The organism is Amycolatopsis sp. NPDC114503 (assembly GCF_055633655.1).
In genome coordinates, this window is sequence record NZ_JBVKDT010000007.1 from 179624 (window position 1) to 195201 (window position 15578).

The window sequence follows — 15578 nt, forward strand, 5'->3', positions numbered from 1 at the left end:
GGAGTGATAGGCGGGACGTGCTTGCGCTTCGTGGCGTGGCCGCGGGACGGAGGCACCGGTCGGCGGAGCGTTGGGCGGGACGTGCTTGCGCTTCGTGGCGTGGCCGCGGGACGGAGGCACCGGTCGGCGGAGCGTTGGGCGGGACGTGCTCGCGTTTCGTGGCGTGGCCGCGGGACGGAGGCACCGGTCGGCGGAGCGTTGGGCGGGACGTGCTCGCGTTTCGTGGCGTGGCCGCGAGACGAAGGCTCCAGTCGGCGGCACCATGGGCCGGACGCGCTCGCGTTCATGGCTTGGCCGAGCAACGACCCGGGCAGTGTCAAGCTCTCAAACGAAGTCCCTTCGGCGTCGCACGGAAGCCGGCTTCCTGCAGGATCTCGGCCAGCTCAGACGTCAGCGCGTGCTCGCCGTCCGCGCGCTGGACGGCCAACTGACCCAGCCAGCCCTCCCGGACAGCCGTCGACAAGGCAGCCGCGGCGGCTTGCAGTGAACCGCGTTCCTCGGTGAAGCTCAGCAACGACCGGCCGCCGCGTTCGACGTACAGGGCGGGGATTCCGTCGACCAGCACCGCCAGCGCTCCGGCCTTGCGCGCCGGCCGGTGTTTCGTGTCACCGGTTGCGGCGGGCCAGGACAGCGCCGCGCCGTACGGCTGTGCTGGATCCGCAGCGGCGAGAACTACGGCACGAGCGTTGTCGTTGCGGCCCGCGGCGGCGGGTGCGGTGCTGGAGAGGGCGCGCAGCCGGTCGACTGCGCCCTTCGCCGCGAACTGTGCGGCACCGAGACCTTCGACGACATAGCCGCGAATGACCTGTCCGGTGTCTTCCATGCCGCGCAACACCTTGTAGATCCCGGAAAAACCGCCGGTGACCCGTTCGGTGTCGAGCGCGCCCCGGGTGAGGACGCCGTGCCGTTCCAGGAACGCCTCGGTGCGGGCATGCGCGCGACGCGTCGGCTCGGCTTCGCGGAGCGGGGTCAGCGCCCATCGGCCGGCCGCGGTCGGTGGCCCGGAGCGTGAGGGCATCGCCGGACGCCCGGCGCGCATGCGGGCGTACCGGCCGCGTGGTGCTTGCCGCCGCGGTTTGTGTGCGCCATGGCCCGCGACCTGTGCACGCAGCGGCGCGAGTGTGTCGCCGGTGACCAGCCCGGCCCACACCAGATCCCACAGCGCGGCTAGCACGGCACCGTCGTCCGGCGGTTGCTCCAGACCGGGGGTGACCCGGTCGACGAGCTGCCGGAAGAACAGCGCTCCGCCTTCCAGCGCCGTCACGATCGCTTCGTGCAGCGGGCCGGACGGCGGATTCTCCTCGACCTCGGGCAGCAGCAGATCCGCGACGTCGGAGGGAGCCAGAGCCAGCCAGCCGTCCCCGCCGGAGAGCGCGCCGCAGCCTGCCCAGGTGACCTCGCCCGCGGTGGTGAGTTCGTCGAGCAGCGCGGGGGAGTAGCCCGGCAACCGGCTGGGCAGGATCAGCGACTCCACCGCGCTCGCCGGCAAGGGCGCACCTGCCAGTTGTTCGACCACCGACAGCACATCGTCGGCCGTCGGCGCGGACCTCAGCCGCGCGCCGATTCCGTGCCACGCGGGCAAGAACCGGCCCAGCGCGGCCGGTTCCACGGGCTCGACCTCTGCCCGCAGCCGGGCGAGCGACGCACGCCGCAACCGGCGCAGTACGGCCGAATCGCAGTATTCGACGCCCACGCCATGGGTTTCCGGATGTCCGACCGGACTCAGTTCGCCGCGGACGAGCCTGCCTTCACCGGTGAGCCGGTCGAGCACGCCGGTGACGACGGCCGTGCCCAGCCCGAACCGGTCTGCCGCAGCTGTCGCGGAGAACGGACCGTGGGTTCGCGCGTAGCGGCCGAGCAGATCGCCCACTGGATCCGCTACCGGCTCGGTGAACGCCTCGGGCACGCCGACCGGAAGCGCGACGCCCAGCGCGTCCCGCACCCGTCCGGCGTCCTCGATGGCCAGATACCGCTCCTCGCCGCCGATGCGCACCTGGATCGCACGCCGTGCCGAGGCGAGTTCTGCCAGCCATTCCGGCTGGATCCCTCGTTCCGCGGCTTCCGCGACGGACAGATCGCCGAGGAACCGCAGCAGGTCCGCCGCGTCCTCCGCCGACCGGGCGTGCCGCTCCGGATCGAGCCGCTGCAACGACCGTTCGACCTCGGCCACGGCCTCGGGATCGAGCAGCTCCCGAATCGCCTCCGTGCCCAGCAATTCGGCCAGCAGCGCGGAATCCAGCGACAGCGCCGCGGCCCGCCGCTCGGCCAGCGGGGCGTCTGTCTCGTACAGGAACATCCCGACGTAGCCGAACAGCAGGCTCCGCGCGAACGGCGACGCGGCCGGCGTCTCCACCTCGACCAGCCGCACCTTGCGCGCCCGGACGTCCGACATCAGCTCCCGCAGACCGCCGACGTCGTAGACGTCCTGCAGGACCTCGCGCATGGCCTCCAGCACGACCGGGAACCGCTCGTACTTCGCCGCCACCGACAACAGCTGCGACGCCCGTTGCCGCTGCTGCCACAACGGGGTGCGCCGCCGCGGATCGCGCCGCGGCAGAAGCAGCGAGCGTGCCGCGCACTCCCGGAACCGCGCCGCGAAGACGGCCGAGCCGCCGACCTCCGCCACGATCAGCTGCTCGACCTCCTCCGGGTCCAGCAGGACGTCGTCGGCTCCGATGGTGACTTCGCCGCCGTCGGCGTCGAGTGCGTCGGGCAGCCGCAGCACGATGCCGTCGTCGGAGTGCGCCACCTGGGCGTCGACGCCGCGGTTTTCCCGCAGCCGCGCGGCGATCGCGAGCGCCCACGGAGCGTTGACCTGCGCGCCGAACGGCGAGTGCAGCACGATCCGCCAGTCGCCCAGCTCGTCGCGGTAGCGTTCGAGCAGGATGACCCGGTCGTTGGGCACGTGCCGGGTCGCCGACTTCTGTTCTTCCAGATACGCCAGCAGGTTGTCGCAGGCGCGCTGGTCGAGCCCGGCCGCGGCGGCCCGGTCCCTCGCCGCCGCGGTGTCCGAAGTGGACAGTTCGCGGACGAACGCGCCGAGCGCCCGCCCCAGTTCCAGCGGCCGTCCCGCGGCGTCGCCCTTCCAGAACGGCATCCGGGCGGGCTGGCCGGGGGCGGGCACGACGATCACGCGGTCATGGGTGATGTCGGTGATCCGCCACGACGAGGTGCCGAGCAGGATCGTGTCGCCGACCCGCGATTCGTAGACCATCTCCTCGTCGAATTCGCCCACGCGCGAGCCGGGTTTGCCTTCGTCGCCCGGCGTCATCACGGTGAACAGCCCGCGATCCGGGATGGTGCCGCCGGACGTGACGGCCAGCCGCTGCGAACCCGGCCGCCCGTGCAGTTCGCCGCCTACCCGGTCCCACGTGATCCGCGCCCGCAGTTCGCCGAACTCCTCGCTCGGATAGCGGCCGGCGAGCATGTCGAGCACCGCGTGCAGCGCGTCGTCCGGCAGCGAGCTGAACGGCGCCGCCCGCCGGACGAGCGCCGCCAGCTCCGGCACCGTCCACGGTTCGAGCGCCACCATCGCCACGACGTGCTGGGCCAGCACGTCGAGCGGGTTGCGCGGGTACCGCACCGCCTCGATCGCCCCGGTCGCCATCCGCTCCGCGACCACCGCGCACGACACCAGGTCGCCGCGGAACTTCGGGAACATCACGCCGGACGACACCGCGCCGACCTGGTGCCCGGCCCGGCCGACGCGCTGCAGCCCGGACGCCACGGTGGGCGGAGCCTCGATCTGCACGACCAGATCCACCGCGCCCATGTCGATGCCGAGCTCGAGCGACGACGTGGCCACCACGCACGGCAGCCGCCCGGACTTCAGTTCCTCTTCGACATGGGTGCGCTGCTCGCGGGACATCGACCCGTGGTGCGCCCGCGCGATGACCGGCTCCGCACCCGTCGTGACGCCGGACTGCCCGACCGCCTCGGCCGGGAACGTATCGCTCTGAGACAGACCGGTCTGCTCGGACGCGAGTTCGTTGAGCCGCGCGGTGAGCCGTTCGGTGAGCCGCCGCGAGTTGCCGAACACAATGGTGGAACGGTGCGCGCGGATCAGCTCCAGCACCCGTTCCTCGACCGCGGGCCAGATCGACGGCCGCTTCACCGCCGCGCCCGCCACCTCCTCCTGAGTGCCGATCCCGCCTTCCGACGGCAACTGCGACAGCGACGTGAGGTCGTCGAGCCGCTCCATCGGCGACGGTGCCGGGCCGTCGAGGTTCGCCATGTCCTCGACGGGCACCTCCACCCGCACCTCGATGGTCTTCGCGAGTTTCGGCTGCACGACGGTGACCGGGCGGCCGCCGGCGAGGAACGCGCTCACCTCGTCGATCGGACGCACGGTGGCCGACAGCCCGATGCGCTGGGCCGGCTTGGACAGCAGCGCGTCGAGCCGTTCCAGCGACAACGCCAGGTGCGCGCCGCGTTTTCCGCCGGCGACGGCGTGCACCTCGTCGACGATCACCGTCTCGACACCCTTCAGCGATTCCCGCGCCGAGGACGTGAGGATGAGAAACAGCGACTCCGGCGTGGTGACCAGCACGTCCGGCGGGGTTTTCCCGAACGACCGGCGCTCCGCCGCCGTGGTGTCGCCGGTCCGCATGCCGACCTCGATCTCCGGCGCGGGCAGGCCGAGCCGGTGCGCGGTCTGCGAGATGCCCGCCAGCGGCGCGCGCAGGTTGCGCTGCACGTCGACCGCCAGCGCTTTCAGCGGCGAGACGTAGAGGATCCGGCACCGCTCGCGCGGATTCGCCGGCGGAGGTTCCGCCGCCAGCCGGTCCAGTGCCCACAGGAACGCGGACAGCGTCTTGCCGGACCCGGTGGGCGCCACGACCAGGGCGTGCTGCCCGGCGTGTGCGGCCCGCCAGGCCCCTTCCTGCGCGGCCGTCGGGGCGGCGAAGGCTCCGGCGAACCAGGTGCTGGTCGCCGGGGTGAAGAGGTCGAGGACGTCGTTTGCCACGGGATCCATCATGCGCGGCGCCACCGACAATTTCCGGGGCTCAGGCAGAGCGGTCCGGGCCGGATCCCCTCGCGTGGGTGACCGATCGGCTTAGATCGCGTACTTCCACACGGTCAGCGAATAGGCCGAATACCAGGCCCCGACCAGCACGAACACGGTCGTCGCGGAGATCATCGTGGACTTCTTGCGACCGGCCAGTCCCATCGCGACGGGCAGCAGGAGCGCGAAGTCCGGGAGCAGGAACCTCGACTTCAAGGCAGGCAGCCCGGCACTGCACAGGACCAGCACCACGACGCCCACCGCGTACGCCGCCAACGGCCACGGCATCCGGCGGCCAGTCACCGCGACGACCGTGACGACCGCGAGCGCGATCGCCGTGAGCGTCACGAGCACGACGAGCGTCTCCCACGCATTACCCGAGGTGAAAAGCGTCTGCGTGATCCACTTCCAGGCTTCGGCACCGGTGTCGAAACGCGTGTTCCAGCCGCGAAGCTCCACGTCCTGCCAGCCGGTCAAACTGCCGGTCTGCACCGCGACGAACGCCCAGTACCCGAGCAGGCCGAGCGGCGCGACAACGACGCACACGAGCGCGTTCCACCGCTGTCTGTTCCGCCACACGTCGACAGCGGCGGCGATCACCACGACAGCGACCAGCACGCACGCGGTGGACCGGGTGAGCCCGGCGAACAGCGTCGCGGCAGCGGAGAGGTACCACTTGCGTTCGAGCACGCCGACCAGCGCCCACGCGGCGAACGCGGTGAAGAGCGCCTCGGTCATCACCATGCTCTCGGCGATCGCCATCGGCGCGGCGCCCCACAACACCGCGAGCAGCAACCCCGCTCGACGGCTGTGGACGAGCCGGCCGATTCGGTACATCGCCGTCGCCGCCGCGATTCCGGCGAGCGTCGACAGCAGGATGCCTGCGCCGAAGTACGACACCCCGGGCAGCTTCTCGAGCAAGCCGGTCAACGCCGGGTACAGCGGGAAGTACCCGTACGACGCGTCCGGATACGGCAGGCCGGCGGCATCGAGCGGATTGCTCACGCCGGTGTAGCTGTGCTCCGCGATCTGCAGGTACCACCAGCCGTCCCAGGACTGCAGCCGTTCGCCGAGCGGCAAGTCCCGCGGCGCGGCCATAGCGGCGAGCGCGCCGAGGCCGACCAGCCGCGCCACGAGGTACAGCACCGCCGCGTGCACGTAGCCGGAGCGGCCCCATTTGCCCGCCGCAACCCGCAATCGGTTCGCCGGACCGCCCGCCGCTGTCTGTCCGAACTGGTCTCGGCGAGTCTTGTCCACTAGCTCTGTCATTGCCTCCCCGTCCTCGGAAGACGAGACGTTCCGTTGTTTCCCGGGGTTGCGTGCGCCGCGAGTTTCGCGGGTCCGCACGCACGGTGACCGGGCACGTGGCAGCATCTCCGCCAGCGCTGCTTGAGTCGAGGGGAAATTACTGTGCGGATCCTGTCGGTGGACCTCGGGACGTCCAACACCGTTGCCGTCCTTTCCGCGCACGGCAGGCCGCCTCGCGTCGTAGAGGTCGACGGGTCGGCCAACATGCCCTCCGCGGTCTTCGCCGGGGAAGACGGCACGCTCATGGTCGGCCGGGACGCCGAACGCCGCGCGCGGCTTGACCCGACACGGTTCGAGCCCAACCCTAAACGGCGCATCGACGAGCAGACACTGCTGCTCGGCACAGACGTCGTGCCGGTCAACGAAGCGCTGGCCGCGATCCTGCGCCGGGTGCTCGACGAGACCACGCGCCAGCTCGGCGGCGAACAGCCGGACGAGGTCCGGCTCACACACCCCGCGCAGTGGGGTCCGGTGCGCCGCAACGTATTGCTGAGCGCGGCGCGGCTCGCTGGCATTCGCGGAAACGTAGTCCTCGTGCCGGAGCCCGTCGCCGCCGCGGCGCACTTCGCGTCGTTCCCTGAGCGCGCGCTGGCTCCAGGGAAGGCTCTCGCGGTTTACGACCTCGGCGCGGGCACCTTCGACGTCGCAGTCGTCGGCGCGAACCAGAACGGCTACACAGTGCTCGCCGAGGACGGTCTGCCCGACCTCGGCGGCCTCGACGTCGACCAAGCGCTGATGGTCCATGTCGGACGTGAGGTGTCGCACTCGGACCCGCAGCGCTGGCAGCGGCTGCTTCGCCCCGAGTCCACTGCGGACCGGCGTACGCGACGCGCGCTGCAAGAAGACGTGAAGGCCGCGAAGGAAGCGCTGTCTCGGCATCCGCAGACAGAGGTACCGATGCCGGAGCCGTTCAAGGACGTGCTCGTTACGCGCGGAGAGCTCGAAGGCTTGGTGCGTCCGGCGATGCTGCGCAGCGTGGAGCTGCTTTCGCGGACGCTGCGTTCGGCTGGGCTGACCTCGGATCGTCTCGTCGGCATCTACCTCGTCGGCGGGTCGAGCCGGTTGCCGCTGGTCGGGTCGATGATCGCGGAGAAGCTCGGCGTCGTCCCGACGAGCCTTGACCAGCCTGAGACGGCTGTCGCGCTGGGTGCGCAGCATGTCGCTAAAGACGGACTGTCGATGCGTACGCAGAACGTCGAGGGCCAGGTGGCGTCAGGCGTGCCGTACGCGTCGCCTGCTGCGCCACAAGGCAACTACCCGGCGTACTCGCCGACGCAGCCACAGCAGATGCCGCCGTTCCAGTCTTCGCCGGCACCGTCCAACTTTCCGACGTACACGCCAGCTGCGCCGGAGAAGAAGAGCCGCACCAAGCTGTTGATCGGCATCGCGGCGGCTGTGGTGGTTGTGCTCGCTGCGGGGTTGACCGTGTTTCTCACGACACAAGGTTCGTCAGTGAAGACGTACACCGCTGACGAGTGCCGTACGCCGGGGCAAGCCGACTCGTCCGGATTGACGGGCTGCATGCGTCAGCTGGCTGGCAAGGTCGCTGACAACGGCGGCTGTGCTCCCGGCATGGGCAACGGTCCGGCTGCGCCGGCGAAGAGCCTCGGGGCCGCGGCGACGTGTGCCGCGCCGGGACGCGCGGGCACTCAGGTGACGTACGTGCAGGGGCAGTCGGCAGCGGAGCTGAAGCAGTACACCGACGGACTGCTGACCTCCGCGGGCGGCGATCGCACCGAAGCGGACTGGAAGGGCAACGCCCTCGAAGGCCACTACTCGGCGGCGGCCGGGCAGTCGTCGGCGGTTCTCGTGTTCACGGTGAAGGACCGGCCCCTCGTCGGGTTCCTCTATCAGGTGAATTCCGGCGGACAGGCGGCCACGCCGGGCGCGCTGGCCGACTACTTCGAACAGAACGTCCAGCCGGGGGAGTGATCCCGGCCCGCGCGGGAAAGCTAGCATTCGCCCGATGCGTATCACGGTGTTCCGACGGCTGATGGCCGAGGAGTTCGGGTCCGGACGCGCCGAGATGCTCGCCAAGGACCACGTGTTCAGCGGGCTCGGCGGGCGCACGGTCGAAGAGGCGCTGAGCTCGGGGACGTCGGCGAAAGAGATCTGGCGAGCGGTCTGCGTCGAGTTCGAGGTGCCGCCGGAACGGCGCTGACCTGGGGGTTCTGCCGCCAGACGCGGTGGCGGGCGAAAACCTCGCCGGATGGGCGTGTCGCTGTAAACCTCGAACACCTGTTCGTCTATGGTGTTGTGCACAACGGGGCCAGCGATCCACAGATCAGTCGCCGCGCCTGGAATTGTCGGTCCCTCCCCGTAGCGTCGGACCGGACAGAGCTTGGACCCCGGACAAGCTTGATCTGGACAACCGAACACACAGGCCCCAACCAGCGAGGTGGACTTCCATGCCAGCAGCACCCGACAAGGACAAGGCGCTCGAACTCGCCCTTGCGCAGATCGACAAGCAGTACGGCAAGGGCTCGGTGATGCGCCTCGGCGAGGACAACCGCCCGCCCGTCTCCGTGATCCCCACCGGCGCGATCGCCCTCGACGTCGCGCTCGGCATCGGCGGCCTGCCCCGCGGCCGCGTCATCGAGGTCTACGGCCCGGAGTCCTCCGGTAAGACCACGGTCGCCCTGCACGCGGTGGCGAACGCGCAGCGCAACGGCGGCATCGCGGCGTTCATCGACGCGGAGCACGCGCTGGACCCGGAGTACGCCAAGAAGCTCGGCGTGGACACCGACGCGCTGCTCGTGTCCCAGCCGGACACCGGCGAGCAGGCGCTGGAGATCGCGGACATGCTGATCCGCTCCGGCGCGCTCGACATCCTGGTCATCGACTCCGTGGCCGCGCTCGTGCCGCGCGCCGAGATCGAGGGCGAGATGGGCGACTCGCACGTCGGCCTCCAGGCCCGCCTGATGAGCCAGGCGCTGCGCAAGATGACCGGTGCGATGAACAACTCCGGCACCACCGCGATCTTCATCAACCAGCTGCGCGAGAAGATCGGCGTCATGTTCGGCTCGCCGGAGACCACGACCGGCGGCAAGGCGCTGAAGTTCTACGCCTCGGTCCGGCTCGACGTCCGCCGCATCGAAACGCTCAAGGACGGCGGCGAGCCGGTCGGCAACCGCACCCGCGTCAAGGTCGTCAAGAACAAGATGGCCCCGCCCTTCAAGCAGGCCGAGTTCGACATCCTCTACGGCGTGGGCGTCTCCCGTGAGGGCTCGCTCATCGACATGGGCGTCGACCAGGGCATTCTGCGCAAGTCGGGTGCCTGGTACACGTACGAGGGCGACCAGCTCGGCCAGGGCAAGGAGAACGCGCGGAAGTTCCTGCGCGACAACCCGGACATCGCCAACGAGATAGAGAAGCGCATCAAGGAGAAGCTCAACATCGGTCCGCAGGTCGACGCCGAAGCCGAGGCAGTGCCCGCGCCGGTCGACTTCTGATCCGGGGAGGGGAGGGGATCGGCGGGTTCCCTCCCCGGTGCTCGGGCCGGGTGCCGGTCCGCCGCTGAAACCGGGGTTCCGGTGCGGTTTCGCCGCGACGGGATCTTCGGGCGTGGCGGTGTTCCGGAGGCGTCGGTGTCCTGCTGCCTGGCGGGGAGAGGATTCCCAAGCTGGGCGTGGGACGGCTGAGTGCGGTCGGCGGATGGTGAGCCGGTTGCTGCTCGGGCGGTCGACGGATGGTGAGCGGATGCAGCTGGGTGGGTCGGCAGATTGTGAGCTGATGCTCCTGGCTCGCTCAGCGGATCGTGAGCGGATTGCGGCTGGGGTCGGTCAGCGTGCCGCGCGCAGCCAGCCCTAGGCAGCGGGCTCCCGGTGCCGGGATTCGCTGGCGCGGAGGCTGATCGCGTCCGGCCAGGTGTGAGTTTCGTCGGCTGCGGTTCGGCCGGCGGCAGACGAGACGGTGCTGAACCGGCGGTGTTCGGCACCAGGTGGAAAACGGTGTGGCGGTGCCGTCGTCCGAGGACGGCGCCGGGAACGGGAGTGCAGTCGTGGCCAGGGCACCGAAGGTCGATCCGATGGAGTTGCCTCCGGAGGAGCGGGCCAAGAAGGCCAAGGAGATCTGCTTCGATCTCCTCGCCGCCCGGCCGCGGGCGGTCGAGGAGCTGCGGCAGACGTTGCAGCGCAAGGGTTTCGACAGCGAGACCAGCGAAACCCTGCTCGGCAAGCTGGACCGGGCCGGCCTCGTCAACGACGCCGAGTTCGCCGAAGCCTGGGTTCGCGACCGGCACGCCAACCAAGGGCTGTCGCGCACAGCGCTGGTCGCGGAGTTGCGGCGCAAGGGCGTCGACGACGAGATCGCGGCGCAAGCGGCGGAGGAAGTCGACCGGGAGTCCGAGGAACAGCGGGCTCGCGAGCTGGTGCGCAAACGGCTGAGGTCGCTCGGGAACGTTGACGAGCAAACCGCGATCCGCCGGCTGCTCGGATTCCTCGCGCGCAAGGGCTATCCGCAAGGACTGGCGTACACGGTGATCCGCGACGAGCTTCGCGAGTTCGGCGCGGAGTCCAGCCTGCTGGACGACGCGACGATCGACTGATCGACCCGCGCCATCAAGAAACCCGCCGCCTCCAGCACGAAGGCGACGGGTTTCCGGAACGGCTCAGCGCAGCGCGGCGGCTTCGGCGGCCAGCTTCTTGACGGCAGCGAAGTCCTTGGCAGCCAACAGTTTCGCGGGTGTCAGCCACGATCCGCCGATGCAGCCGACGTTCGGCAGCGCCAGATACGACGGTGCCGACGAGAGCGTGATCCCGCCGGTCGGGCAGAACTGCAGCTGCGGCAGCGGCCCGGCGATCGACTTCAAGAACGCCGTGCCCCCGCTGGCTTCCGCCGGGAAGAACTTCAGCGCGCTCAACCCGCGTTCGGCCAGCCGCATCGCCTCCGACACCGTGCTCGCGCCCGGCAGGAACGGCAGCCCGGTGGCGAACGCGGCGTCCAGCACCGCGTCCGTGCAGCCCGGCGTCACCAGGAACTTCGCGCCCGCGTCGGCGGCCTGTTTCGCCTGCTCCGGCGACGTCACCGTGCCGGCGCCCACGACGATGTCGGGCACCTCCGCGGCGACCCGCTCGATCGCGGCCAGCGCGACCGGCGTGCGCAGCGTCAGTTCGATCACTCCGATCCCGCCGGCGTGCAGGGCGCGGGCCGTCGGGACCGCGTCGTCGACGTCGTCGATCACCACGACGGGCATCACGGGGGACAGGGCGAGCAGGTCCGTGCCGGTGGTCACTGACCGACCTCCTGGGTCTGGAGAGCGTAGGGGGACGCGTCCATTGTCCCGCTTCCGAATGGCGGAACGCCCCGGGCGAGGTCCAGCTCCGGCGTGAGCGCTCCGAACACGCTCGCGCCCTGGTCAGCCGGGCCGACCGCACGGCGCAGCGCCCCGAACAGCTCCCGCCCGGTCCCGCTCCACGCGGCCTCCGACGGCGGAGCGTCCGCCAGGTCCCGCTGCGCCAGTTCGTCGTCCGCGACCAGCACGTCGAGCGCCCCGGACCGGGCGTCGAACCGGACCACGTCGCCGTCGGCGATCCGGGCGATCGGCCCGCCCACCGCGGCCTCCGGCGTCACCTGGATCGCGGCCGGAACCTTGCCCGACGCACCCGACATCCGCCCGTCAGTGAGCAGCGCGACCCGGAATCCGCGGTCCATCAACACCCCCAACGCCGGTGTCAGACCATGCAGTTCCGGCATGCCGTTCGCCTGCGGACCCTGCTGCCGCAGCACCACGACCACGTCCCGGTCCAGTTCCCCAGCCTCGAACGCCACCCGGAACGCCTCCTGCGACGTGAACACCCGCGCGGGTGCCTCGACCACACGGTGCTCCGGGGCGACCGCCGACACCTTCGTGACCGCCCGGCCCAAGTTGCCCTCCACCATCCGCAGCCCGCCGTCCGGCGCGAACGGCCGCCAGACCGGACGCAGCACCTCTTCGTCGAGGCTGCGCGTCGGCACGTCCCGCCACACCAGTTCGCCGTCCGACAAGATCGGCTCCCGCGTGTACCGGCGCAGACCAGGGCCCGCGACGGTGTGCACGTCCTCGTGCAGCAGTCCCGCGTCGAGCAGCGTGCCGACGAGGAACTGGATGCCGCCGGCCGCGTGGAAGTGGTTGATGTCCGCGCTGCCGTTCGGATACACCCGCGCGAGCAGCGGCACGACCGCGGACAGGTCCGAGAAGTCGTCCCAGCTCAGCTGAATCCCGGCCGCCGCGGCGATCGCCACCAGGTGCATCGTGTGGTTCGTCGACCCGCCGGTGGCCAGCAGCGCGACGATGCCGTTCACGAACGCTTTTTCGTCCAGCACCTGCGAAATCGGCGTGTACGCCTCGCCTCGGGACAGCTCGACGACCCGCCGCCCGGCCTCCTCGGTAAGCGCCTGGCGCAACGGAGTGTTCGGCGGCACGAAGCTAGCGCCCGGCAGGTGCAGGCCCATCACCTCGACCACCATCTGGTTCGAGTTGGCGGTGCCGTAGAACGTGCAGGTGCCAGCGGAGTGATATGACGCAGCCTCCGCGTCGAGCAGGTCTTCCCGCGTCGCGAGCCCCTCCGCGTACAGCTGGCGCACCTGGGCTTTTTCCTTGTTGGGCAAGCCGGAATTCATCGGCCCAGCAGGCACGAGGACCGCGGGAAGATGCCCGAACGACAGCGCGCCGATCAACAGCCCCGGGACGATCTTGTCGCACACACCCAGCAGCAAAGCCGCGTCGAACATGTCGTGGGACAACGCGATCGCCGTGGCCATCGCGATCACTTCCCGGCTGAACAGCGACAACTCCATGCCCGGCCGACCTTGCGTAATGCCGTCGCACATCGCGGGCACTCCACCCGCGAATTGTGCGACACCCCCGGCTTCGCGGACCGATTTCTTCAGCCACGCCGGGTATTCCTGCATCGGCTGGTGCGCGGAGAGCATGTCGTTGTAGGAGGACACGATCGCGACGCCGGGCGCGCGCAACTGTCGCAGCGCCTGCTTGTCGACGCCGTCCATCGCGGCGAAACCGTGCGCGAGGTTGCTGCAAGCGAGGCCGCGTCGGACCGGCCCCTCCTCGAAAGCGGCCGCGCTGCGGGCGAGGTACGCCGCGCGCGTGTCCGCACTGCGCTCGGCGATCCGGTCGGTGACGTCGGCGAGAACGCGGTGCACCGCGGCGGTCGGGTTCGGGCTGCTGCTCATCTCAAGCTCCCGGCTCGTGACGGGTTCGCGAGACGGCGGCGCTGGCGTCGCGGGAACGTGACGGTGCACACGGTAACCCGAGAACCCTCCGGAAACAAAATCGATTCAGAAGCCCCCTGTGGGGTCGCCGGGGGAGCGGTGGTGCCGGAGCTAGGCGAGACGGGCGGGGTGCACCCGCTGCTGGCGGGCTTGCCGGAGGCTGGGGGTATGCGGTCCGAGGAAGACCGTGTCTGCGGCTGATGACGGTTGATAGGCGTCATCAACGTGAAACAGGCACTATCCGCGGCTGGAGGTGACGTCGGATGCGAGATTCGGAGATGCCCGCTCCGTACGAGCGTGTTTTGGGCACGGCATTGCGGAATGCCCGGATCGAGGCGAGCTTCGGCTTGCGCGAACTGGGCCGGTGGATCGGGGTCGACCCGGCCCTGTTGTCGAGCTGGGAGCTGGGCCAGCGGGTTCCGACGCAGGAGGACGTGGCAGGAGTGTTGGGCGCGCTCGGAGTGGTCGGCGAGAAGAAGGCGCGGATCATGGCACTGGCGCGTGAGCTGGCGGATTCGAGCTGGGTCATGCGCGGATCGCAGGCGGATACGGCGCACTACGCGATCTTGTCCGGGCACGAACGGAACGCGGATTCGGTGACGGTGTGGGCTCCGCTGCAGATCCCGGATTTGCTGCAGATCCCCGACTACGCGCGACTGGCGTTCGGTCCAAGCCTGCGGGACAAGGAAACCCTGGAGCAGGTCGTGGAGAATCGGTTGAGCCGCAACAGAATTCTGTTCGGCGCTGAGGCGACCGAGGCGCGGCTGTTCGTCGGGACCGAGGCGCTGCGGAACCACTTCGGCGATGCCGAGGTAATGCTGCGGCAGGCGAGGTACCTCATGGAGATTTCGCAGACGGTGAAGATCCGGCTCGTCCCGAGCCAAGCCGTTACGGAAGGTGCATTCAGCTGGTACCGGCAGCGGGATGAGACGGAAGTCGTGTACTGCCCGCACCATCGCGCCGGTGTCTTCCTGGCCGGCCGGCAGGCCGCCCCGTACGCGGAAACCATCGAGCGGCTGGCCGAGTCCGCGCTGTCTCGAGCAGAGTCGCTGCGCCAGCTGTCAGCCGCGGCAGCGGGGTTCGCGGAGGAGGTGAAAACCCAGCGGCTGGCGAACGAGGCCGGACTGACGAAGCTCTTGGCAGGCGAGGATCCGGTCGACTAGCGAGCTGTCGCGTGGGGTGATCTTTGGGTGACTCTCTGTTTGCTGGGAGGAGTGTTCCGCCGGTCGGCCGAACTGGTGTCGTCGGCATCGAGTTGTGCGGCTGACGTCCCAGTGACGTCCTGGACCCCACTTTCGGCCCCTATCTGGCCGTAAGTCCCCAGGTCAACCGGTACCGCATGCCTTCTTCTGGTAAATGTGCTACTTCTCCGGACCGGGCTCGCTGACCTGCGGGTCTCCGCCCGCGTAGCTCTCTGACCTGCATTTTTTCTGGTCGGTCGGGTCTGGTTGAGTCTGGTCCGGTTTGGACCTCTGACGGCCCACAGACGGCCCAAGGCCGGTCTGCCATCGTCCTTTGTGGATGGTGGCGGACCGGCCTTTAGCTGTGCCTGGCGACCGGCTACGCAGAGTGGCAGCCGGCGGGAGGAGTCGGGCGGTCTGATCCGTCGTTCTCGCCCTTGCCAGCTTGAGTGCGGCGGTGCCGGGGTCAAGGGTGGGCGAAGCTCATCGCGAAGCGACGCCGTAGGCGCCCTTGATGCCGGTGGCGCGGCGTTCGATCATCGAGCGCGAGGATGACGGCCCGACGCCGGAGGTGGGCGGCTGAGCTGAGGCTGTGGCTGCCCTGTCGTGCCTCTGGGGAGCCTTCTGCGCCGCCTGTGGCGGTGTGCGCACCCCGGGCGAGTCTGCGGCGGGCTCGCCGGGCGGGCCGGCCGGAGCGCCAGCGGAGGCCCGCCCAGCCAACCGGCGAGTCTCGCCGTACGCGAGGTGACCGGTCGCGGGGGGGGGGGAAGGGGGGGAGAGGGGTGTTCTACCAGAAACAACACAACGACATCCCCTCCCCTCGCCCCCCCTCCCCCTCCCCCCCTCCCCCACGCCCCCCCTCTCGCGCCTCTCCG

The 15578-nt window shown here is 70.1% G+C and carries 9 protein-coding genes; 5 read left to right on the forward strand and 4 right to left on the reverse strand.

The window, feature by feature from the left end; translation table 11 throughout:
- Positions 1-316: 316 nt before the first annotated feature.
- Both ACZ7OI_RS29065 and ACZ7OI_RS29070 read right to left on the reverse strand, forming a co-directional pair.
- Positions 317-4978: an ATP-dependent helicase gene (locus ACZ7OI_RS29065; protein ID WP_470267322.1), complete on the reverse strand. Its 4662-nt coding sequence runs from the start codon at positions 4976-4978 to the stop codon at positions 317-319.
- 78 nt (positions 4979-5056) lie between these two features.
- A complete protein-coding gene (locus ACZ7OI_RS29070; protein WP_470267323.1) occupies positions 5057-6274 on the reverse strand; it encodes a hypothetical protein in 1218 nt (405 codons plus the stop codon).
- A 141-nt stretch (positions 6275-6415) separates the two neighbouring features.
- Between ACZ7OI_RS29070 and ACZ7OI_RS29075 the strand changes: the two genes are divergently transcribed.
- The 4 genes from ACZ7OI_RS29075 (at position 6416) to ACZ7OI_RS29090 (ending at position 10859) form a co-directional block, all read left to right on the forward strand.
- Positions 6416-8245, forward strand: a complete 1830-nt coding sequence (locus tag ACZ7OI_RS29075; protein WP_470267324.1) for an Hsp70 family protein — start codon at positions 6416-6418, stop codon at positions 8243-8245.
- Positions 8246-8279: 34 nt separating this feature from the next.
- Entirely contained in the window at positions 8280-8474 is a 195-nt protein-coding gene (locus tag ACZ7OI_RS29080; RefSeq protein ID WP_470234165.1) for a DUF3046 domain-containing protein, read from the forward strand.
- A gap of 247 nt (positions 8475-8721) precedes the next feature.
- Positions 8722-9765 carry a recombinase RecA gene (gene recA / locus ACZ7OI_RS29085; RefSeq protein ID WP_470267325.1) on the forward strand — a complete coding sequence of 348 codons (1044 nt, stop codon included), beginning with the start codon at positions 8722-8724 and terminating at the stop codon, positions 9763-9765.
- Between the two features lie 575 nt (positions 9766-10340).
- Complete coding sequence (locus ACZ7OI_RS29090; RefSeq protein ID WP_470267326.1) at positions 10341-10859, forward strand: regulatory protein RecX; 519 nt, start codon at positions 10341-10343, stop codon at positions 10857-10859.
- Positions 10860-10922: 63 nt separating this feature from the next.
- Here the strand turns inward: ACZ7OI_RS29090 and eda are convergent, their stop codons facing one another.
- On the reverse strand, positions 10923-11546 hold the full coding sequence (gene eda / locus ACZ7OI_RS29095; RefSeq protein WP_470267327.1) for a bifunctional 4-hydroxy-2-oxoglutarate aldolase/2-dehydro-3-deoxy-phosphogluconate aldolase: 624 nt from the start codon (positions 11544-11546) through the stop codon (positions 10923-10925).
- On the reverse strand, positions 11543-13483 hold the full coding sequence (edd, locus tag ACZ7OI_RS29100) for a phosphogluconate dehydratase (protein WP_470267328.1): 1941 nt from the start codon (positions 13481-13483) through the stop codon (positions 11543-11545). Before edd ends, eda begins: the two co-directional genes overlap by 4 nt.
- Positions 13484-13785: 302 nt before the next feature.
- Between edd and ACZ7OI_RS29105 the strand changes: the two genes are divergently transcribed.
- Entirely contained in the window at positions 13786-14685 is a 900-nt protein-coding gene (locus ACZ7OI_RS29105; protein ID WP_470267329.1) for a helix-turn-helix domain-containing protein, read from the forward strand.
- Positions 14686-15578: the final 893 nt, after the last annotated feature.

What these genes read in the sequence shown, in the direction of transcription:
- ACZ7OI_RS29065 (WP_470267322.1), bottom strand. Translation starts at nt 4,978, where the DNA reads ATGATGGATCCCGTGGCAAACGACGTCCTCGACCTCTTCACCCCGGCG.
- ACZ7OI_RS29090 (WP_470267326.1), top strand. Translation starts at nt 10,341, where the DNA reads ATGGAGTTGCCTCCGGAGGAGCGGGCCAAGAAGGCCAAGGAGATCTGC.
- ACZ7OI_RS29105 (WP_470267329.1), top strand. Translation starts at nt 13,786, where the DNA reads ATGCGAGATTCGGAGATGCCCGCTCCGTACGAGCGTGTTTTGGGCACG.
- ACZ7OI_RS29080 (WP_470234165.1), top strand. Translation starts at nt 8,280, where the DNA reads ATGCGTATCACGGTGTTCCGACGGCTGATGGCCGAGGAGTTCGGGTCC.
- edd (WP_470267328.1), bottom strand. Translation starts at nt 13,483, where the DNA reads ATGAGCAGCAGCCCGAACCCGACCGCCGCGGTGCACCGCGTTCTCGCC.
- ACZ7OI_RS29070 (WP_470267323.1), bottom strand. Translation starts at nt 6,274, where the DNA reads ATGACAGAGCTAGTGGACAAGACTCGCCGAGACCAGTTCGGACAGACA.
- recA (WP_470267325.1), top strand. Translation starts at nt 8,722, where the DNA reads ATGCCAGCAGCACCCGACAAGGACAAGGCGCTCGAACTCGCCCTTGCG.